Below are 20,915 nucleotides of genomic sequence, written 5' to 3'. Positions count from 1 at the left end.
GACAGGGCTTTCTCCCTGGTAAATCAGGTTGCTATCAATGCATCGATGACTCCTTATATACGACGTGGCTTATGAGTATTTCAATCAGCGAAATGACTTATGCTGCTGAGTGAAGGTTGATAATTTCCAGCATTTACCGGTTAATCTAATTATCAGCAGACTTGATAATTAGGGTGAGTGGCATTATGGTGAAAAGGAAACGTTGTTTCATTTATGTGGATCACACATTTAGTTACTCTTTGAAATTTTTTGTAATCATTTCGTCTGGTTATTGTAATCGTCAGGAATAGGCGTAACGGAGAAAAGGGTTATCAGAGAAGCGGCAGTATCTCTTGAATGTTAATGATGATAGTGATATGTAATTGAACAACAGTTAACCTGTGATCGTCCTTATTTCCTCGCCATCACTCCGAGAATATTCTGTGGAAAGCGATTTCCATAAAATGAATAAGCCGCCAATAGCCATCAAGCGCCTCTGAATATCGTCAGGAACTTATCGTCGTTTTACACCACTCAACGCCTAGTTATCTCCGTCATGCTGCGATCGGCACGTTTGCAGGCCTGTCTGTGTTTGCATGACGCGGGAGATCCGTTTGTTAAGCCTGACGACAGCAGAATGAGGACGTGAATGGTCAATCGTATTGAGGGCGGAAGCCGTTGGGGAAGTGCCGCGTCTTTGCCTGCGCAGCATGATACTGAGACTCGCAGGCCGAGTGGGCAACAGACGGCATCGCCAGTTACGCCGTCGGGTGCACGTTCCATCGATTTTGGCGATGTGTCGCCGAACGTACCGCAGCTTTCCACTGAACGGACTACGACGGCACCTACTCGCATTTTACCCGCGGTGCCGAACGTTGCAGACCGTTCACTCATTGCGGAACCCAAACCGCCCGTCGATCTTCAGGCGATCGACAGCTCAGAGCACAGTAATGCCAGAGCATTGGAAAAGTGGTCGCCGCTATTAAGCGATCTATCGGAAAATGAACGCGAGAAGGCGGCAAAGGCGCTGAATCGCCCGCTGGCGGCGGCGAAAATGCTACATGATGGCGGAGCGAATGCGGAAAAAGCGCTCATCTACCTGCGTGACAATCCCGCGATCTATACGGCGATGGATACAGCAAAAGACGGTGGCAGAGCCGACGGACATATCTCGAATCGCGATACTAAATCCTTTATTAAAAGTATGGAGCGACGCGCCAGCGATGCCAGCCACGCCGTGAAGGAATATAGGGAGAAAAATCCGGCAGCCGATGCGCAGTCGCTGCGGTTAGTGCAATCTTCCGCGCTGTTGCTGGCTAACGAGCCGCTGCTGAATGCCGCCGATGCCAAAAAATCCTACACGCATTCTCCTCCGCAAAAGAACGATCGTACCAGTACCCTGACCGATCTGAGCGCGATCATGACCGATAACCCGACGCTGTCGCCACAGCTAAAAGCGGCGGTCCAACTGTGGTCGCACCCTGGGTTATTCGGGATTCTGGAACATGCGGATGTCAAAGGGGAGAAACTGGCGCGAGTCCCACATGATGGCAAGCTGATGATGAAGGACATGAAAAGCTGGATTCGCGAACAGGCACCAGTGAACCGTCAGGACGCGGCGGATATGCTGCACAATGCGGCGGCATTGGGGCTGGCAACGAAAACTGATATCAGCAAGCTGAATGAGGCGGTTTTCACCCAACCGCAGCAGTACAGCGGGGCGCAAAAGTCGGCAACGCTGGTCAAACTGCAACAGACGTTGGAACAGGTGATAGCGGGGCGCGAATATCGGAATACCGAAGAAACGGAAAAGGTGCTGAATCAACGGATTGAAGCGCTGCAGAAAGACGGGGATGTGATTCAGCATTTTGAGCAGGCGGTACCGCGTGAGATGAACACCATTTTACGGTCCGATCCGCTGCTGGCGCAGGCGGCGATGCGCCAACCTTTCTCTACGACATCACCTGTCGCGCCGCGAACGGTTGGGCTGGATGACTCGCTTTCGGCTGAGTCACACGCGGGGGCTGGAGCAAAAAGCGATGCGCAGGCGGTGAAAGAGGCCGGCCGCAGCATAATGAGTTTTGCCAAATCGTCGCTACACGCAGAGGATTTAACCAAGGCGGCGGGGAGCAAAACGGCCATTGGGCTGGCTGGCAAAGCTGGCGCAGCGATTGCCGGAAAGGTGGTGGGTGCCATTGCGGGTGAGGCCGCCGGTGCGGCTGCCGCCTCTGCTGTTGGCGCGGCCGCAGGGCCAGTGGGTTGGGCGGTAAGCGGGGCGCTCAGCATCGGTATGGGGATTGCGGAGTTGGTGAATTTCTTCAATGCCAAAAGCAAGCTCAAGAACCGGCGAGAAGATTTTGCCAAAACAGTTAATCCCGCGCTGGAACAGTTCAATATTCCCAAGCCGCGCTAATACGCCAGCTTAAATCTCGAAGGCTTAAATTTCAAAACCGGGGGCGACTTCTTTCACCGGCTTTTTACACTCTTCGGGCTTTGGTTGATTTGCCGGGAGGTTTTTACAGTCCGGCGCAAAAGGATTCAGCGCATCACGATTCAGATAAAGTACAAACAGGATCAGAATGATGAGGGGGATCAGAATACGTTTTCTTTTCATGGTTATCTTTAGTTGCGTTGCGGAAAATGTGGATATGTTAAAAAAACAGGAAAAATTCTAACGCGTTACACGGCTTTTGTCTTTAGCCCGCTCGGTTTCCGCCTTATTGTAGTGGCTCGGCATGACGATATCGGCAGAGGTGAAGATGAAAAAGATTCGATTTGCGGCGATTGGGTTAGCGCACAACCACATTTATGACATGTGTCGGCAACTGGTTGATGCGGGCGCGGAACTGGTCGGCGTGTTCGAGTCCGATCCGCATAATCGAGAAAAATTTATCTCACTGTTCCCCGCCGTTCCTTTTGCCGATTCTGCGGAACAGCTGATTGCCGACGCGTCTATCGATCTTATTGCCTGTGCGGTTATTCCCTGTGACCGAGCCGAACTGGCGCTGCGCACGCTGGATGCCGGTAAAGATTTCTTCACCGCTAAACCGCCGCTGACCACGCTGGAGCAGTTGGATGCCGTCCAGCGTCGGGTTGCCGAAACCGGCCGCAAATTTGCCGTGTACTTTAATGAGCGTATCAATGTGGATAGCGCGCTGTTTGCCGGTGAACTGGTGCAACGGGGTGAGATCGGTCGAGTGATTCAGACGATCGGCGTTGGTCCACATCGTGAACGCGGCGCGCGGCCTGACTGGTTTTACCAAAAACGTCAGTATGGCGGGATCCTCTGCGATATTGGTATCCACCAGATCGAACAGTTTCTCTATTTTACCGGCAATACCGACGCACGAGTGGTGACCAGCCAGACGGCGAATTATCACCACCCGCACCAGCCGGAGTTTGAGGATTTTGGCGATGCCATTCTGCTGGGCGACAATGGGGCAACAGGCTATTTCCGCTGTGACTGGTTTACGCCGGATGGGCTGAGCGTCTGGGGCGACGGCCGCCTGACGATACTGGGGACGGAAGGCTATATCGAAATCAGGAAATATGTCGATTTGACGCGTGGTGAAAGCAACGTCGTTTATCTGGTGAATGGCAAGGGCGAACAGCGCTTTACCCCCGCAGGCAGCGTCGAACGCACTTTTTTCCCCAATTTTCTTCGTGACTGCCGTGAGCGCACCGAACTGGCGATGTCGCAAGCGCATATCTTCAAGGCGACAGCGCTGTCAATTCTGGCGCAGCAGGCCGCTAAGAGGATCGCCTGAGAGAAGGCGTTACCTGTGTATCAATGACCAACCCTTTTTTATAACCGTGCTCCGCGATGGCGCACGGTTGTTCCTTTTTTGTGCATGAAAATTGAGCGTATCAATCTAATTTCATAAAAATCAACAGAGTAAAAGCTGGCATGGTTTTCGCTTTAGTGAATTCAATCTTGTATACCAGATGGGATTCACATCATGCCAAGAATGACAGGGCTCACGCTTCAGGAATGGAAACAGCATTATCAACAGCAGGCCGAACGCGTTGGTGAAACGCTAGGCGCGCTGCTCGCCAGTTTGTCGCCGGACGATCCTGCGTGGATCTCGCTTGCGACACCTGAATTGCTTCAGGCACAGATTGCGGCGCTATTGCCTCGGTATCGTGAAAATCCAGACGCGCTGCCGCTGTTCGGCGTTCCTTTTGCCGTCAAAGACAATATTGATGTCGCGGGCTGGCCGACGAGCGCGGCGTGTCCGGCATTTACCTATCTGGCTGATAAGGACGCGACGGCCGTTGCCAAACTGAAAGCGGCGGGGGCGATTGTCATTGGCAAAACCAACCTCGACCAGTTTGCTACCGGTCTGGTCGGCACGCGCTCGCCGTTCGGTGCGGTGCCTAACACTTTTAATGCGGAATACATCAGCGGCGGATCCAGTTCCGGTTCGGCGTCGGTGCTGGCGCGCGGGCTGGTTGCGTTTTCATTAGGCACCGATACCGCCGGATCGGGGCGCGTTCCCGCCGGGTTTAACAATATTGTCGGCCTGAAGCCGACGAAAGGGTGGCTATCGGCAAGCGGTGTCGTACCGGCCTGTCGCCTGAATGACACGATTTCCGTGTTTGCGCTGACTGTCGACGATGCGTTTACCGTTGCCGAACTGGCTGGCGGGTACGATGCGGCGGATGCCTACTCGCGCCGCCATCCCGCCAGTACGCCGGCGGCGCTGCCAGCGAAGCCGCGCTTTGCGATTCCCAGCGATCCCACTTTCTTTGCTGATGCCGTTGCACAGGCGGCATGGCAGCACGCTCTAGTCGAATTGGAAACGGCGGGCGCGACGCTGCATCCCATCGATTTCAGCATTTTCACGCAGCTAGCGGATCAGCTTTATCAAGGCCCTTGGGTGGCGGAACGCACCGTCGCGGTGGGTGACATGCTGCAACAGCCAAAAAACATGGATCCGGTGGTGCACGGTATTGTGGCGAGTGGCGAGCGTTTCAGCGCGGTAGAGGCCTTTAAAGCAGAGTATCTGCGTGCCGAACTGGCGCGTCAGATTCAGCAGACGCTGGCGTCGTTCGATGCGCTAGTCGTGCCGACCTCACCGACGATCCATACGATCGAGGCGATGAAGCAAGAGCCAGTGCGTTACAACTCACAATTGGGCACCTACACCAATTTTACCAATCTGGCCGATCTCTCGGCGCTGGCGCTGCCCGCACCTTTCCGTATCGATGGTTTACCGGCGGGTATCACGCTGATTGCGCCTGCCTGGCACGACCGTGCATTGGCGAGTTTTGGTCTGCGCTGGCAGGCACAACTGGCGCTCACGTTAGGGGCAACAGGAAACGCGCTGCCCGCCGTATCAGCCACCTTGCCGCCTTCGGCATTGCACGTTCGCCTTGCCGTTGTTGGCGCGCACCTGACGGGCATGCCGCTCAATCACCAACTCACCAGCCGCGATGCCGTGTGGGTAGAAGAGACGCGCACGGCGGAAAACTATCGCCTTTATGCACTGGCGAACACGCAACCGGCCAAGCCCGGTTTAGCGAAAAGCACCGACGGCGCGGCGATTATCGTCGAGCTGTGGGACATCCCGCTGGCGCGCTTTGGTGAGTTTGTCGCAGAAATTCCTGCGCCGCTGGGCATTGGTACGCTGACGTTAATCGACGGGCGACAGGTTAAAGGTTTTATCTGCGAACCAGCTGCGCTGAGCGATGCCGTGGATATCACCGAATTCGGCGGCTGGCGTCACTGGCTTGCCCGTCAGGAGGCATCCCATGTTTAAGACGGTATTGATCGCTAACCGGGGTGAAATTGCCTGTCGCGCCATACGCACGCTGAAACGTCTGGGAATAACCAGCGTGGCGATGTATTCCGATGCGGATAAAAACGCACAGCATGTGAAAGACGCAGACATCGCCGTACCGATTGGCGGCGAGAAGGCCAGCGACAGCTATCTGTGTATCGATAAGGTACTGGCCGCCGCACAGCAGACGAGGGCAGAGGCGGTCTGGCCGGGCTACGGTTTTCTGTCAGAAAGCCTGCCGTTTGCCGCCGCGTGTGAAAAGGCCGGCATTGTGTTTGTCGGGCCAACCGCGCAGCAAATTGGCGAGTTTGGCCTGAAACACCGCGCCCGTGAATTGGCTGCCGCCGCTGGTGTGCCAATGACGCCGGGAACGCCGCTGCTGGCCTCGTTGGAGGACGCACTGGTCGCCGCCGAAGACATCGGCTATCCGGTGATGCTGAAAAGTACCGCTGGTGGCGGCGGTATTGGCCTGACGCGCTGTGCGGATGCCGTGGCGCTACAGGCTGCGTGGGAAAGCGTGCGCCGTTTGGGCGAACAGTTCTTTAGCGATGCTGGCGTCTTTCTTGAACGCTGCATCGATCGGGCGCGTCACGTCGAAGTACAGATTTTTGGCGATGGCAAAGGCCGCGTGGTCGCGCTGGGCGAACGCGACTGCTCACTGCAACGCCGTAACCAGAAGGTCGTGGAAGAAACCCCCGCACCGCATTTGCCAGACGCTACACGAGCCGCGCTGCTGGCCTCGGCGGTGAAACTGGGTGAGCTGGTTAACTATCGCAGCGCGGGAACGGTGGAATATATCTACGACGCCGAGCGCGATGCGTTCTTTTTCCTCGAAGTGAATACCCGTTTGCAGGTGGAACATCCGGTGACGGAGTGCGTCACCGGGCTGGATTTGGTCGAATGTATGCTGCGCGTCGCAGCGGATGAACCATTGGACTGGGCACAACTGACACAGGCACCGCGTGGGGCCGCGATTGAGGTACGCATTTATGCGGAAGATCCGCTGAAAAACTTCCAGCCTAGCCCCGGCGTGCTGACCGAAGTGGCGTTTCCCGATGACGTGCGGGTTGACGGCTGGGTGAGCACCGGCACCGAGGTGTCGGCGTATTACGATCCGATGATCGCCAAACTGATCGTTCACGCGGAAACCCGTGAACTGGCATTGGAGAAGATGCAGCAGGCGCTGAATGCCACGCGTTTGCACGGTATTGCCACCAATCTGGATTACCTGCGCCAGATTATCGCTACCGAGGCGTTCCGCAACGGAACGGTATGGACACGGATGCTCGACAGCTTTACGCCGTCCGCGTCGGTGATTGAAGTGATTCAACCAGGCACCTGGAGCAGCGTGCAGGACTACCCCGGACGCCTTGGCTATTGGGATATCGGCGTACCGCCGTCCGGCCCGATGGACGATTTCGCGTTCCGTCTGGCTAATCGTATTGTCGGCAACGATGAAGAAGCGGCAGGGCTGGAGTTTACGCTTCAAGGCCCGACGCTGCGTTTTCACCGCGAGGCGGTAATTGCGCTGACGGGAGCAGACTGTCCGGCGACGCTGGATGGGGAAATGGTACCGTACTGGCAGCCGGTGACGGTAACGGCGGGGCAAACGCTGACGCTGGGGCGCGCGCAGTCCGGCTGTCGCACCTATCTGGCGGTGCGTAACGGTATCGATGTGCCGCAGTATCTCGGCAGCCGATCGACTTTCGCGCTGGGGGAATTTGGCGGCCACGCCGGACGAACGCTGCGCGTGGCGGATATGCTAGCGATTTCTCAACCCGACTTGCCTGCCTGCACCACGCCCGCGCCGGTGAGCGCACCGCAGGCCGTGGACGCCGCACTGATTCCGCAGTACGGCGATGAGTGGCGCATTGGCGTGCTCTATGGCCCGCACGGTGCGCCGGACTTCTTTACCCACGCGGCGATTGATGAATTCTTCGCAGCAGAATGGCAGGTGCACTACAACTCGAACCGGCTGGGCGTGCGTCTGGTCGGGCCAAAACCCACCTGGACGCGGGCGAACGGCGGTGAGGCTGGCCTGCATCCTTCCAACGTTCACGACTGTGAATACGCGATTGGCGCCGTGAATTTTACCGGCGATTTCCCGGTGATCCTCACGCGAGACGGGCCGAGTCTGGGCGGGTTTGTTTGTCCGGTCACCATCGCCAAAGCGGAACTGTGGAAAGTTGGTCAGGTTAAGCCCGGCGATCGTATCCGTTTTCATCCCATTAGCGCGGATGAAGCGCTGGCGCTGGAACAGGCGCAGTCTACCTGCGTGTCCACGCTGGGTACGGCGCATTCACCCGCGTTTGACGTGCCGTCGTTGGCAACAACCGAACTAGGTTCCGCCACGGTGCTGGCTGCGGTATCCGCTACCGCGACGACACCCACTGCTGTGTATCGTCAGGCGGGAGATAATTACGTTCTGATCGAATACGGCGACAACGTGCTGGATCTGGCGTTGCGCCTACGCGTTCATCTGTTAATGGCGGCGATCCGCGCCTCAGAAACGGCGGGGATAGAAGAGCTATCGCCCGGCGTACGGTCGCTACAGGTGCGCTATGACAGTCGGGTTATCCGCCAGCGTGCGCTGCTGGAGGTGCTACTGCATCTGGAACGTCAGCTTGGCGACGTGAGCCAGATGAAAGTGCCGTCGCGTATCGTCTATTTGCCGATGGCGTTTGAAGACAGTGCTACGCTCGGCGCGGTGGATCGCTACCGTGAAACCGTACGCGCCAGCGCGCCCTGGCTGCCGAATAACGTTGATTTCATTCAACGCATTAACGGCTTGCCGAGCCGTAATGACGTGCGCGACATCATTTTCGATGCTAGCTACCTGATTCTGGGATTAGGTGACGTTTATCTCGGCGCGCCCTGTGCGGTGCCGGTCGATCCACGCCATCGTCTGCTGAGTTCCAAATACAATCCGGCGCGTACCTTCACTGCCGAAGGCACCGTCGGTATCGGCGGGATGTACATGTGCATCTATGGCATGGACTCGCCGGGCGGCTATCAGTTGGTGGGGCGCACGCTGCCTATCTGGAACAAATTTCTCAAAAACGATCAGTTCATTGCGGGTGAACCGTGGCTGCTGCGCTTCTTCGATCAGGTGCGATTTTACCCGGTCAGCGAAGCCGAACTCACGGCGCTGCGCGATGACTTCCGCGAAGGACGCGCGGCGATCCGCATCGAAGAAACCGAATTTGATTTTGCCGAGCACTCACGCTTTCTGACGACGCAGGCCGACGATATTGCCGCGTTCCGCCAGCGTCAGGCCACGGCGTTTGAAACGGAAGTGGCGCTGTGGCAGCAGGAGGATGACAGCACGCCGCAGGACGTGGTTTCGGCCGCTCCTGTGGAGAACGACGAGAGCGCGTTTCAGGTCAGCGCAGATATGAACGGCAACATCTGGAAAGTGCTGGTGAACGTGGGGGATGTCATCGAAACCGGACAGCCGCTGATTATCGTCGAAGCGATGAAGATGGAGCTGACGATTAGCGCGCCGCAGTCTGGTCGGGTGAAACGCATCGGCTGCCAGCCGGGACGGCCGGTCAGTCCCGGCGATGCCTTGCTGTGGTTGGAGTAGGCAGCGGTTGGAACAAGCGGTTAGAACAAAAGGACAGGCTGGAATAAGGCACGAACCTGAATAAACGGCGAGGCGGAGAACACGATGCGAACAGGCACACAAAAGAGCAGTAAAGATCGCCCGGAAGCGCTGGCAGAGCGGGTGTATCAAACGCTGAAAAACGACATTTTCGACTTTCGCCTGATGCCGGGTGACCGCTTTAGTGAAAATGAGATTGCCGAACGGATGTCTGTCAGCCGCACGCCAGTGCGTCAGGCGTTGTTCTGGCTGGAGCGGGAAGGCTATGTCGAAGTCTATTTTCGCAGCGGCTGGCAGGTTCGTCCGTTTGATTTCGAATATTTCGAAGAACTGTATGACTTTCGCATCGTGCTGGAGCGCGAAGCCATTCGGCGGCTGTGCGGGATGCCGCCGGGGCGCTGCGCCGAGCTATTGGCGGACCTGAAACGTTTCTGGATTGAGGATCCGCGTCTGGACGACGGCAAGATCGTCTCGCGCTACGACGAAGGGTTCCACCGTGGGCTGGTGACGGCGGCAGGCAACAGCGAAATGGCGCGTGTTCACGGCGAACTGACAGAGAAAATCCGCATTATTCGCCGTCTCGATTTCACCCGCGAGGATCGCATCGACGCGACCTATAAAGAACATGCCCGCATTCTGCTGGCGATATTGCAACAGCACACCGAGGAGGCGCAGCGCATTCTGACCGATCACATTGCCGTCAGTAAGGCCGAAGTCAGGAAGATCACCTTACACATGCTACAGCAGGCGCGGCCTCAATCTGTTTCACCTGACGCCTCACACGATTCCATTCTCACTCAACACGACTTAAGGGCTAATAAATGAAAAGACGTTCATTGCTAAAAGTTTTTGCGCTTTCTGCGACAGTGATTGGTATGGGGTTGACCTGGAGCGTTCAGGCGGCGGAAACCATCAAGGTCGGCATTATGCATTCGCTGTCTGGCACGATGGCGATTTCGGAAACGCCGCTGAAGGATGTGGCGCTGATGGCTATTGATGAAATCAACGCCAAAGGCGGCGTGTTGGGTAAAAAACTGGAGCCGGTGGTGGTCGATCCGGCGTCAAACTGGCCGTTGTTTGCTGAAAAGGCGCGTCAGTTGCTGACGCAGGACAAAGCGGCGGTGGTGTTCGGCTGCTGGACATCGGTGTCGCGCAAGTCGGTCCTGCCAGTGTTTGAGGAACTGAACGGGCTGCTGTTCTACCCGGTGCAGTATGAAGGCGAAGAGATGTCGCCGAACGTGTTCTATACCGGTGCGGCCCCGAATCAGCAGGCAATCCCGGCGGTGGAATATCTGATGAGTGAAGACGGCGGGGCGGCGAAGCGTTTCTTCCTGCTGGGTACGGACTATGTGTATCCGCGCACCACCAACAAGATCCTGCGCGCATTCCTGCATTCCAAAGGCGTGCAGGACAAGGATATTGAAGAAGTCTATACGCCGTTTGGCCACAGCGATTATCAGACCATCGTTTCCAATATCAAGAAGTTCTCGACGGGCGGTAAAACCGCAGTGGTTTCTACCATCAACGGTGATTCCAACGTGCCGTTCTATAAAGAGCTGGCGAATCAGGGAATCAAAGCGACCGATGTACCGGTTATCGCGTTCTCGGTCGGTGAAGAGGAACTGCGCGGCATCGATACCAAACCGCTAGTTGGCCATTTAGCCGCGTGGAATTACTTTGAGTCGGTCGATAACCCAACCAATGCCGACTTTGTGGAAGCCTACAAAGCCTATGCCAAAGCGAAAAACCTGCCGAACGCGGGCACGGTGGTGACTAACGATCCGATGGAAGCCACGTATGTCGGCATTCATATGTGGGCGCAGGCGGTAGAGAAAGCGGGCACCACGGACGTGGATAAAGTCCGCGCTGCGATGGCTGGCCAGACCTTTGCCGCACCGGATGGCTTTACGCTGACGATGGACAAGACCAACCACCACCTGCACAAGCCGGTGATGATTGGTGAGATTGAGGAAAACGGTCAGTTCAACGTGGTCTGGCAAACCGAACAGCCAGTTCGCGCCCAGCCGTGGAGCCCATATATCGCCGGCAATGATAAGAAGCCCGATCATCCAATCAAAGCCGCGCAGTAAGCATCGTTCCTACACGCCCCGTCCAGCATGTCGGACGGGGATACGCCCTCTTTTATATGGCGGACATTGCGATGATGAGTCATCGATTATCTACGTTTGTGCTGTCGCTGTGTCTGATGTTTCCCCTGTTGGCACTGGCCGGGCCAGCGGCCGATTTTACTGAGGCTAACCGCACGCAGCAGGCCGAACTGCTGCAACAATGGGCCGCCGCACCGGAACCCGCACGTTTGCCGCTCTTACAGGCATTGCGTGACGAGTCGGTCGTACTCGATCGGAACCAGCAGCCGTTTATGGACGTGCAGGGCACGTTAACGCCGCTGGAAGGGAATGCGGAACCGGTTGGCACGACCAAAAAACTGTTTATGAATAACCGTCTGCGCGGGCTGGTTGCCACCGCGCTGGCTTCGCATCAGCTCGTCAGCGATGACGCGACTACTCGCCTGAATGCCGTACGACAGCTACAGAGCGACAGCAGTGCGGAACAACTGCCGCTGTTGGTACAGCGTCTTGGGGTAGAAAAAGATGCGCAGGTGCATGAGGCGCTGAATACCGCTATTGCGACCCGGCAGTTAGACGATCCCAATCCGATGGTGCGCCTTGAGGCGGTCAAACGCTTAGGACAGACCGGCGACCCGCAGATGCAGGCGCGCTTACAGCCGTTGACGCAGGTGCAGAACGAACCGGATACCGGCGTGCGGGCGGCGGCGCAGGAGAGTCTGGAGCAGATTAAACAAAGCTTGATCGTTGGCGATCTGCTGGGACAGGCGTTTACCGGGCTATCGCTCGGCTCTATCCTGCTGCTGGCGGCGCTGGGGCTTGCTATCACGTACGGGCTGCTGGGCGTCATCAACATGGCTCACGGCGAAATGCTGATGCTGGGCGCGTACGCGACCTGGCTGGTACAGTCGCTGTGTCAGCAGTTTGCGCCGAGCTGGCTGGCGTATTATCCGCTGTTGGCGCTGCCTGTTGCCTTCTTTATCACCGCTGGCGTCGGTATGGTACTGGAGCGTACGGTGATTCGTCATTTGTACGGTCGACCGCTGGAAACGCTGCTGGCGACCTGGGGGATCAGTCTGATGCTGATTCAACTGGTGCGGATGCTGTTCGGCACGCAAAATCTGGAAGTCGCAAACCCCGCGTGGCTGTCTGGTGGGCTGCGCCTATTGCCAAATCTGGTGCTGCCGTATAACCGCATCGCGGTGATTGTGTTCGTCCTTGGCGTGCTGCTGCTCACCTGGCTCATTCTCAATAAAACCCGTCTTGGCATGAATGTACGTGCGGTGACACAAAACCGCGCGATGGCGGACTGCTGCGGTGTGCCGACCGGACGTGTCGATATGCTGGCCTTTGGGCTGGGCTCCGGCATCGCCGGGCTGGGCGGTGTAGCGCTGTCACAACTGGGCAATGTTGGGCCAGAGCTGGGTCAGGGCTACATCATCGATTCATTCCTCGTCGTCGTGCTGGGCGGCGTCGGGCAACTGGCGGGGACGGTGGTCGCCGCCTTCAGCCTCGGCATTCTCAACAAAGTGCTCGAACCGCAGATTGGTGCCGTGTTGGGAAAAATCGTCATTCTGATATTGATCGTGCTGTTTATTCAGAAACGGCCACAGGGGCTGTTTGCATTCAAAGGACGGGTGATTGACTGATGACGCAACCTATTACTCAACCCATGACGATAACCCTGACGCAGCGCGCGCCGCGGCTCATGCTTGGCCTTGGTTCGATCGCGTTTCTGGCTTTGCTGATCCTGCCGTTTCTCGCGCTGTTGCCCGCAGAGAATCCGCTAGCGATCTCGACCTATACGCTGACGCTGATCGGCAAAATTCTGTGCTATGCGATTGTCGCCGTCGCGCTAGATCTAGTGTGGGGCTACGCCGGTCTGCTGTCGCTCGGTCACGGCCTGTTTTTCGCGCTGGGCGGCTACGCGATGGGCATGTACCTGATGCGTCAGGCCGCTGGTGAAGGAATGCCAGCGTTTATGTCATTTCTGTCGTGGGCGGAACTACCGTGGTTCTGGGCGGGGACCCAGTATTTTGCCTGGGCGCTGTGCCTGATCGTGCTGGTGCCGGGTGTGCTGGCGTTTGTGTTCGGCTGGTTCGCGTTCCGATCCAAAATCAAAGGCGTGTATTTCTCAATCATGACGCAGGCGCTGACCTACGCCGGCATGCTGCTGTTTTTCCGTAACGAAACCGGCTTTGGCGGCAATAACGGGTTTACCGGCTTTACGACGCTGCTCGGTTTCCCCATTACGGCCACTGGTACGCGCATTGGGCTATTTGTTGCTACCGTGCTGCTGTTGATTACCAGTCTGCTGGTGGGATTTGCGCTGGCGCGCAGTAAATTTGGCCGCGTACTCACAGCGGTGCGTGACGCGGAAAATCGCCTGATGTTCTGCGGTTACGATCCGAAAGGCTTCAAGCTGTTTGTCTGGACACTTTCCGCCGTGCTGTGCGGGCTGGCTGGCGCGCTCTATGTGCCGCAGGTCGGCATTATCAATCCTGGCGAAATGTCGCCGACCAACTCCATCGAAGCCGCCATTTGGGTGGCGCTGGGTGGGCGCGGGACGCTGATCGGGCCGCTGCTTGGTGCGGGTATCGTCAACGGGGCGAAAAGCTGGTTTACCGTCGCCTTTCCCGAGTACTGGCTGTTCTTTTTGGGGCTGATGTTTATTCTCGTCACGCTGTTTCTGCCGCGTGGCGTGATTGGATTGCTGACGAGGAAGAAACATGACTGAGTCTTTATCTGTGCCATCGGTTCCTATGTCTTCACAAACCGCGCCTTCACAAACTGTTGCGGCTAAGCCCGCATTAATGGAGCCAAAGTTCGCGCAACCGCATCCGTCGGATCGCCATCGGCATCAGACCGACCCGGTGCTGCAACTTGACAAGATTAACGTGAGTTTTGACGGCTTCCGTGCGCTTACCGATCTGTCGTTGCAGATTGGCGTGGGGGAACTGCGCTGCATCATCGGCCCAAACGGCGCGGGGAAAACGACGTTGATGGATGTCATCACCGGTAAAACGCGACCGGATAACGGCAAGGCATTTTACGATCAATACACCGATCTGACGACGCTGTCGCCGGTAGACATCGCTCGTGCGGGGATTGGGCGGAAATTCCAAAAGCCGACCGTGTTTGAAGCACTGACGGTGTTTGAAAACCTCGACATCGCGCTGAAAACCGACAAATCGGTGTGGGCGAGCTTGCGTGCCAGACTGAACAGCGAGCAGCGTGACCGGATTGACGAAACACTGACGCTGTTGCGGCTCGGTCATGAACGGCAGCGGCCTGCTGGTCTGCTGTCGCACGGGCAAAAGCAGTTTCTGGAGATCGGTATGCTGTTGGTACAGGAGCCGCATCTACTGCTGCTCGATGAACCCGCGGCGGGGATGACGGACGCTGAAACCGCCTATACCGCTGAGCTGTTCCGCAGTCTGGCTGGCAAGCACTCGCTGATGGTAGTGGAGCACGATATGGGCTTTGTCGAGAGCATCGCTGACCGCGTGACCGTGCTGCATCAGGGGCAGGTACTGGCGGAGGGATCGCTGCGCGAGGTGCAGGCGAATGAACAGGTGATTGACGTTTATCTGGGGCGCTAACATGTTAGAAATTGCTGAACTGAATCAATATTACGGCGGCAGCCACATTCTGCGCGGCCTGTCGTTTGAGGTAAAACCCGGAGAGATTACCTGTCTGTTAGGGCGCAACGGCGTGGGAAAAACCACGCTGCTGAAATGCCTGATGGGGCTGATTCCGGCGAAATCCGGCACGATTCGCTGGCAGGGTGAAGCGATTAACTCGCGTAAACCCTATCAGCGTGTGCAGTCTGGCATTGCCTACGTTCCGCAAGGGCGGGAGATTTTTCCTCGGTTGACGGTAGAAGAGAATCTGCTGATGGGGCTGTCGCGCTTTCCGGGTAAACAGGCGCGGCAGGTGCCGGATGAGATCTACCAGCCTTTCCCGGTACTGGATGAAATGAAACAGCGGCGCGGCGGCGATTTGTCCGGTGGGCAACAGCAACAGCTGGCGATTGGACGTGCGCTGGCCTGCAAACCGCAGTTGCTGATTCTGGATGAACCGACAGAAGGCATACAGCCGTCGGTAATCAAAGAGATCGGCGCAGTCATACGCCAACTGGCACAGCGTGGCGACATGGCGATTCTGCTGGTTGAGCAGTTTTACGACTTCGCCGCCGAACTGGCCGACAGCTATCTGGTGATGTCACGTGGGGAAATCATACAGCGCGGACGGGGAGACACGATGGAACAGGACGGCGTGCGGGGGCTGGTCGCGATTTGAATGTGGTAACCTTAACCCCACGCTGCTAGGACAAATATTTCAGGCCGAACGATCAAATTGTGTAAAATATCGCCTTAAGGAGATAATTCATTGTTTATCTTCAGTTAAAAAGGGAAGGGAACTTAAGGATGAGTAAACTGCTAAAGATTTTTGCGGCGATAGGCATCATCATTATTGCTGTTGTGGGTGGTTCTCTATGGCCGTATATCAAAATGGATTTTGCCAGTAGCGCGCATTATACCGAACTGGATAAAAGGGAATATGCGTTCTACACCCCCGATATTCTGAAAAACATGCCGCGTATTACCGATCGCTATGACTTCACTTTTTCGAACGTAACGGGGCCGGAAGCTAAAGTCTGGACGGTGAACTTCTATGGTACTGAAGATACCAGCAAGGTTCATTCGTATCTGACGTCGATGGGTTATGAGAAGCAGGATCGTTGCGATGTTGAGGCTGAAGGTTGGCGATCGGCGGGCACGCATGATGTTGTGACGGTGGCGACGTTTGATACAGATAAAAGCGTGATGGTTCAGGTTTACAGCAGTCCGTATACTGAGCCATTGCCAGCAAAGTAATCATTTACGCGCGATCTCATTAGGCTCACTCGTAGCGAGCCTAATGCGTATGTCATCGATGAATAGCCTTCTCTTTTCCTCACAGCACCTTATTCAAAAAGTTGATCGTTCTCGGGTGGCGAGGGTGGTTCAGCACCTGCCAGGAATCGCCGCTTTCGACGATTTTCCCGTCCACCATGAACACCACGCGGTCGGCCACTTCACGCGCAAAGCCGATTTCATGTGTGACGACGACCAGCGTTACGCCGGAGCGGGCGAGCGACTTGATCACGTCCAGCACTTCCCCAACCAGCTCGGGATCGAGCGCGGACGTCGGTTCATCAAACAGCATCACTTTCGGCTTAAGCGCAAGCGCGCGAGCGATGGCGACGCGCTGCTGCTGGCCGCCAGACAGGTGGCGGGGATAAGACTGTGCTTTATGGCGCAGGCCGACGCTTTCCAGCAGGGTAAAGGCGATGTCTTCGGCTTCCTGACGTGAATAAAGCTTATGCGCCAACGGGGCTTCAATGATGTTTTCCAACACGGAAAGGTGCGGGAACAGATTGAAATTCTGGAACACATACCCGACGTTGATGCGCTGGCGTAGCACTTCCTTTTCTTTCAATTCATAGAGCGTATTCCCTTTGCGCCGATAGCCGATGTAGTCGCCGTCGATGCGGATAAAACCTTCATCCACGCGCTCAAGGTGATTAATGGTACGCAGCAGCGTGGATTTTCCCGAGCCGGACGGCCCCAGAATCACCGTGACAGAACCGGGTGCCAGCGTCAGATTGATATCCTCCAGCGCTTTGTGCTGACCAAAATGTTTCGCCACGTTGCGGATCTCAATCAGCCCACGAGCGCTTTCTACCTGTGGCTGTGCGGTGGTGCGCGCGTGAGCAAAGTAGTCGATAGCTTCAGACATAGTGACTCTCCAGAATTGGGTAGATTAACGTGCGCGCTTGCGCGTGAGGAAACGGACGAGTCTCTGGCGCGGCGTTGGCGGCATTTCACGCACGGCACCGCGGGACACATAGCGTTCCACGTAATATTGGATGACGGATAACACCGTGGTGATCAGCAGATACCAGATGGTGGCGACCATCAGCAGCGGAATAACCTGCTGCGTACGGTTGTAAATGACCTGAACGGTGTAAAACAGCTCCGGCAGCGCCAGCACGTAAACGATCGACGTACCTTTTGCCAGACTGATGATCTCGTTGAAACCGGTCGGAAGAATCGAACGCAGCGCCTGTGGCAGAATGATGCGTACCGTACGGCGACCGCCGGGCAGACCGAGTGCAGCGGAGGCTTCAAACTGCCCAGCATCTACGCCAAGAATACCGCCGCGAATAATCTCTGCCGTGTAGGCGGACTGCACCAGCGTCAGGCCAAGTACCGCGACGGAAAACTGATCCAGTAAATCGATGGTCGGATAGCGTAGGAATACAACGGAGGTAAACGGAATTCCCAGCGCCAGCTCGTCATAGAGATACGAGAAATTGTAGAGAATGATCAGCACCAGAATCAGCGGCAGCGATCGGAATAGCCAGATATAGAGCCACGACAGGGTGGACAGCAGATAAGACGGCGAAAGCCGGGCCAGCGCCAATGCGGTGCCGAAAATAATGCTGAATAACGTGCCCAGCGCGGTCAACAGCAGCGTTTGCCCCAGACCGGCGAGAATGACCGGATTGAAAAACCACTCGGCAAAGACCGCCCATTCCCAGCGCGGATTCAGTGCGATTGACTGAATAATCCCGGCAAAAATAAACAGGGAAAATAGTGCCCCGGCAATACGAAAGGGATAGCGCGCGGGCACAACGTGCAACGGCGGTTCCTGCGTCTGACCCAGCGGCGCTTGCTGAGAAGACGTGTGTAGAGATTGCGTCATAATCGATACCCTTTGAAGGTGATTCTGAAAAACGTCCTTTTGCTTTTAATCACCGCACAGGGTGAGTCTCGGTGTGCGTGGGTCAACACACTTTCAAATGGCGAGCGATAAGATCGACTTCCGTTTGGCGGGCAGCCTGAGGCGCTGCGACGTCAAACAGCGCTTTCTTAAATGGCAGCCGTCCATCGTAAGGCGGAATACTGTAGGTTGCGGGATCGACGCTGATATCGAACTGAGGCGTATAGCCGTGGCTCAGATAGAGGTTCATCGCTTCTGGTTGGCGGAAACCCGTGGTCAGGAAAAAGTGCTGATAGCCTAACCGACGGGCGTGCTGCTCCAGCTCCTGCATCACTTTTCCTGCCAGCCCCTGACGGCGCAGCGAATGATCCGTCCATACCCGCTTAATTTCGGCAGTGGTGCTGTCGTAGCGTTTAAACGCGCCGGTGGCAATCGGTACGCCCCGACGCAGCAGCGCAATGAAGATGCCGTGCGGCTGCTGGTAGATTCCTGGTGGATCGCTTTCCCGCTCACCAAAAAAGTCGCCATAGCGCTGTGCATATTCCGCAAACAGGCCGTCGATAATTGGGGCCACGATAGGGTCCTCGGGCTGAGTCACAATGAAGATGTCGTCGGACATGGGATGCTCCTGGTTCGTTAGCGTATTCGAGCTATCGGTAACCATTGCGTGGCGTCCCGATAGCCATCGGGCGGTATTAGTCGCCCAGTCCCGGCGGATTGATTTCTGAGCGGTCAATACGTTCGATGCTTTCTCCCCAGCGGTTCAGCACCTTGTCGTATTCACCGCTTTTAATTACGCCGTTCAGCGCGGTATTAATCGGTTGCACCAGTCCGCTGCCTTTGCGCGTGGTAACCGCGATATGTGCGACGTTGGGGTAGCCGCCGTTGACCGTACCGACATGCTTAACCTTGCCAGTCAGCTCCGCTTTGTACGCACCGATCACGTTGGGGCCGAAATAGGCATCGGAACGACCGGATTGCAGACTCAGGTTGGCCGCCGCATCGTCCGTGACATAAATCGGCTGAAAGGCGGGCAGGCCGTTAGCACGATTCTGCTTATCCCACGCCAGCAGCACGGCTTCCTGATTGGTGCCGGAGCCGACAATAATCTTCAGCCCAGCGATGTCCTTCGCTTCCTTGATGGACTGAATCTTACTGGTGGATTTCACATAGAAGCCGAGCGAATCGATGCGGTAGGTGGCGAAATCGAACTTTTCCTTGCGCGCTTTGGTGACGGTAATGTTGATGATGGCGGCATCGTACTTGCCGGAAGCGACGCCGAGCGGCCAGTCTTCCCAGGAGGTTGGAACGATGTTTAGTTCCAGTCCGAGGCTGTCGGCCACCAATCGGGCGATATCCGGCTCGCTGCCTACCACAGTTTTGTTGTCGTCGGCCAGAAACGCCAGCGGCGGTGACGACCCCAGAGCGGCAATCGCCACGGTGAATTTACCCGGCGTGACGAAGGTAAAGTCAGCCGGAATCTGTGCGATAGCTTCTGCATTCTTCGGCGCATGGATCGGCTGCTGGTTGGCTTTCAAATCGATGGCGGCCTGTGCGCCAGTCGTGACGGACAGTGAGCCGAGCAGCAGCGATCCCGTCAGTAGCCTTGTCAGCAGTGATGGGCGTAAACGGTGTGTCTTGGATGAATAGGCGATCTCTTTTTGCATTTGTTTTTCCCTTGCAGGTGACTATTTATAATGGTTTTCGTGACGCCGTCACTTTACGATGTGCTGTTTTTACTTAATCACCGATACCCGGCGGATTCACGACGGATTGAGTGATTTTTTCATCGTCTTCACCCCAGCGATCCAGCACTTGCGCATAGCTGCCGTTGTGGATCGCGCCATTGATGGCGGTGCTGATTGGCTGTGCCAGGCCGTTACCTTTCTGCGTGGTGACCGCGACGTAAGCGACCGTCGGGCCTTTGCCCACCATGCGCGTCTTGCCCGTCAGCGCCGCTTTATACGCCCCGATGGAGTGCGGGCCGAAAAACGCATCGACGCGCCCGGACTGAATGCTTAGGTTGGCGGCGGCATCATCGGTAACGTAAACAGGTTGTACGGGAGGAAGGCCGCTGGCGCGGTTTTGCCGATCCCAGCCCAGCAGAATGTTTTCCTGATTGGTGCCGGAACCGACAATCACTTTCAGACCGGCCACATCCTCCGGTTTGTTAATCGACGTAATCTTGCTGGTCGATTTCACGTAGAAACCGAGCGTATCAATGCGATACGTGGCGAAGTCGAATTTCTCTTTGCGGAGTTTTGTCACCGCGATATTAAAAATGGCGGCGTCATATTTCCCCGCGGTGATGCCCAGCGGCCAATCTTCCCAGGAGGCGGGAACCAGCTTCAGCTCTAGTCCGAGGCCGTCGGCGACCAGTCGCGCGATATCGGCATCGCTGCCGATAAGCGTTTTGTTATCGTCAGCCAACAGCGACAGCGGCGGTGAACTGAGGGCCGAGACGGCAATCGTCAGCTTTCCCGGCGTCACGAATTTGAAATTAGCCGGGATCTGCGCGATAGCCTCAGCGTTCTTCCCGATACGAATAGGCGTTTGGTTGGCTTTCAGGTCGATACGGCTAACGAATCCCGCATCTTGCGCCTGCGCATGAGTTACCAGCGCGGTACTCAATAATGTCGCCAGACCGGTTACGGTGATAAAAGGGGAACGCTTCACGGTGAATCTCCTGTT

General features: G+C 56.4%; 17 protein-coding genes. 11 read left to right on the top strand and 6 right to left on the bottom strand.

Annotated features, from left to right (window positions below):
- The first annotated feature begins 628 nt into the window (after nt 1–628).
- The gene (locus tag NXT09_RS04035; RefSeq protein ID WP_268578956.1) at nt 629–2,392 is read left to right on the top strand and encodes a type III effector HrpK domain-containing protein; all 1,764 of its coding nucleotides are present in this window, start codon (nt 629–631) and stop codon (nt 2,390–2,392) included.
- Nucleotides 2,393–2,416: 24 nt separating this feature from the next.
- Here NXT09_RS04035 and NXT09_RS04030 read toward each other — a convergent pair whose 3' ends face one another.
- The gene (locus tag NXT09_RS04030; protein ID WP_010285665.1) at nt 2,417–2,593 is read right to left on the bottom strand and encodes a hypothetical protein; all 177 of its coding nucleotides are present in this window, start codon (nt 2,591–2,593) and stop codon (nt 2,417–2,419) included.
- 145 nt (nt 2,594–2,738) lie between these two features.
- Here NXT09_RS04030 and NXT09_RS04025 point away from each other — a divergent pair, with 145 nt between their 5' ends.
- The 10 genes from NXT09_RS04025 to NXT09_RS03980 all read left to right on the top strand — a co-directional run bounded on the left by NXT09_RS04025 (nt 2,739) and on the right by NXT09_RS03980 (nt 16,333).
- Nucleotides 2,739–3,746: a Gfo/Idh/MocA family protein gene (locus NXT09_RS04025; RefSeq protein ID WP_268578955.1), complete on the top strand. Its 1,008-nt coding sequence runs from the start codon at nt 2,739–2,741 to the stop codon at nt 3,744–3,746.
- A 192-nt stretch (nt 3,747–3,938) separates the two neighbouring features.
- Nucleotides 3,939–5,741: an allophanate hydrolase gene (gene atzF, locus NXT09_RS04020; RefSeq protein ID WP_268578954.1), complete on the top strand. Its 1,803-nt coding sequence runs from the start codon at nt 3,939–3,941 to the stop codon at nt 5,739–5,741.
- A complete protein-coding gene (uca, locus tag NXT09_RS04015; protein ID WP_268578953.1) occupies nt 5,734–9,348 on the top strand; it encodes an urea carboxylase in 3,615 nt (1,204 codons plus the stop codon). Before atzF ends, uca begins: the two co-directional genes overlap by 8 nt.
- Before the next feature lie 84 nt (nt 9,349–9,432).
- Entirely contained in the window at nt 9,433–10,191 is a 759-nt protein-coding gene (locus NXT09_RS04010; protein ID WP_268578952.1) for a GntR family transcriptional regulator, read from the top strand.
- A complete protein-coding gene (gene urtA / locus NXT09_RS04005; protein ID WP_268578951.1) occupies nt 10,188–11,456 on the top strand; it encodes an urea ABC transporter substrate-binding protein in 1,269 nt (422 codons plus the stop codon). The genes NXT09_RS04010 and urtA overlap by 4 nt, the downstream gene beginning before the upstream one ends.
- 56 nt (nt 11,457–11,512) lie before the next feature.
- Nucleotides 11,513–13,102 (top strand): urea ABC transporter permease subunit UrtB, encoded by a 1,590-nt coding sequence (gene urtB / locus NXT09_RS04000; RefSeq protein WP_268578950.1) that lies wholly within the window; start codon nt 11,513–11,515, stop codon nt 13,100–13,102.
- 11 nt (nt 13,103–13,113) lie between these two features.
- Nucleotides 13,114–14,190 carry an urea ABC transporter permease subunit UrtC gene (gene urtC / locus NXT09_RS03995; RefSeq protein ID WP_268579185.1) on the top strand — a complete coding sequence of 359 codons (1,077 nt, stop codon included), beginning with the start codon at nt 13,114–13,116 and terminating at the stop codon, nt 14,188–14,190.
- 76 nt (nt 14,191–14,266) lie between these two features.
- Entirely contained in the window at nt 14,267–15,055 is a 789-nt protein-coding gene (urtD, locus tag NXT09_RS03990; protein ID WP_205625206.1) for an urea ABC transporter ATP-binding protein UrtD, read from the top strand.
- Between the two features lies 1 nt (nt 15,056).
- Nucleotides 15,057–15,755, top strand: coding sequence for an urea ABC transporter ATP-binding subunit UrtE (gene urtE / locus NXT09_RS03985; RefSeq protein WP_268578949.1), 699 nt, complete (start codon nt 15,057–15,059; stop codon nt 15,753–15,755).
- A 128-nt stretch (nt 15,756–15,883) separates the two neighbouring features.
- Nucleotides 15,884–16,333 (top strand): hypothetical protein, encoded by a 450-nt coding sequence (locus NXT09_RS03980; RefSeq protein ID WP_268578948.1) that lies wholly within the window; start codon nt 15,884–15,886, stop codon nt 16,331–16,333.
- A 79-nt stretch (nt 16,334–16,412) separates the two neighbouring features.
- Here NXT09_RS03980 and NXT09_RS03975 read toward each other — a convergent pair whose 3' ends face one another.
- The 5 genes from NXT09_RS03975 to NXT09_RS03955 all read right to left on the bottom strand — a co-directional run bounded on the left by NXT09_RS03975 (nt 16,413) and on the right by NXT09_RS03955 (nt 20,900).
- Nucleotides 16,413–17,237: an amino acid ABC transporter ATP-binding protein gene (locus NXT09_RS03975; protein WP_010285684.1), complete on the bottom strand. Its 825-nt coding sequence runs from the start codon at nt 17,235–17,237 to the stop codon at nt 16,413–16,415.
- Nucleotides 17,238–17,261: 24 nt separating this feature from the next.
- Nucleotides 17,262–18,206, bottom strand: a complete 945-nt coding sequence (locus NXT09_RS03970; RefSeq protein ID WP_268578947.1) for an amino acid ABC transporter permease — start codon at nt 18,204–18,206, stop codon at nt 17,262–17,264.
- An 82-nt stretch (nt 18,207–18,288) separates the two neighbouring features.
- Nucleotides 18,289–18,843: a GNAT family N-acetyltransferase gene (locus NXT09_RS03965; protein WP_268578946.1), complete on the bottom strand. Its 555-nt coding sequence runs from the start codon at nt 18,841–18,843 to the stop codon at nt 18,289–18,291.
- 76 nt (nt 18,844–18,919) lie between these two features.
- A complete protein-coding gene (locus NXT09_RS03960) occupies nt 18,920–19,891 on the bottom strand; it encodes an ABC transporter substrate-binding protein (RefSeq protein WP_039529279.1) in 972 nt (323 codons plus the stop codon).
- 73 nt (nt 19,892–19,964) lie between these two features.
- A complete protein-coding gene (locus tag NXT09_RS03955; RefSeq protein ID WP_268578945.1) occupies nt 19,965–20,900 on the bottom strand; it encodes an ABC transporter substrate-binding protein in 936 nt (311 codons plus the stop codon).
- Nucleotides 20,901–20,915 lie beyond the last annotated feature (15 nt).

This window comes from Pectobacterium jejuense, assembly GCF_026800125.1.
In the GTDB taxonomy this organism is placed as follows: domain Bacteria; phylum Pseudomonadota; class Gammaproteobacteria; order Enterobacterales; family Enterobacteriaceae; genus Pectobacterium; species Pectobacterium jejuense.
The sequence above is the reverse complement of the archived record's forward strand: the minus strand, read 5'-3'. Positions and strand labels throughout refer to the sequence as shown.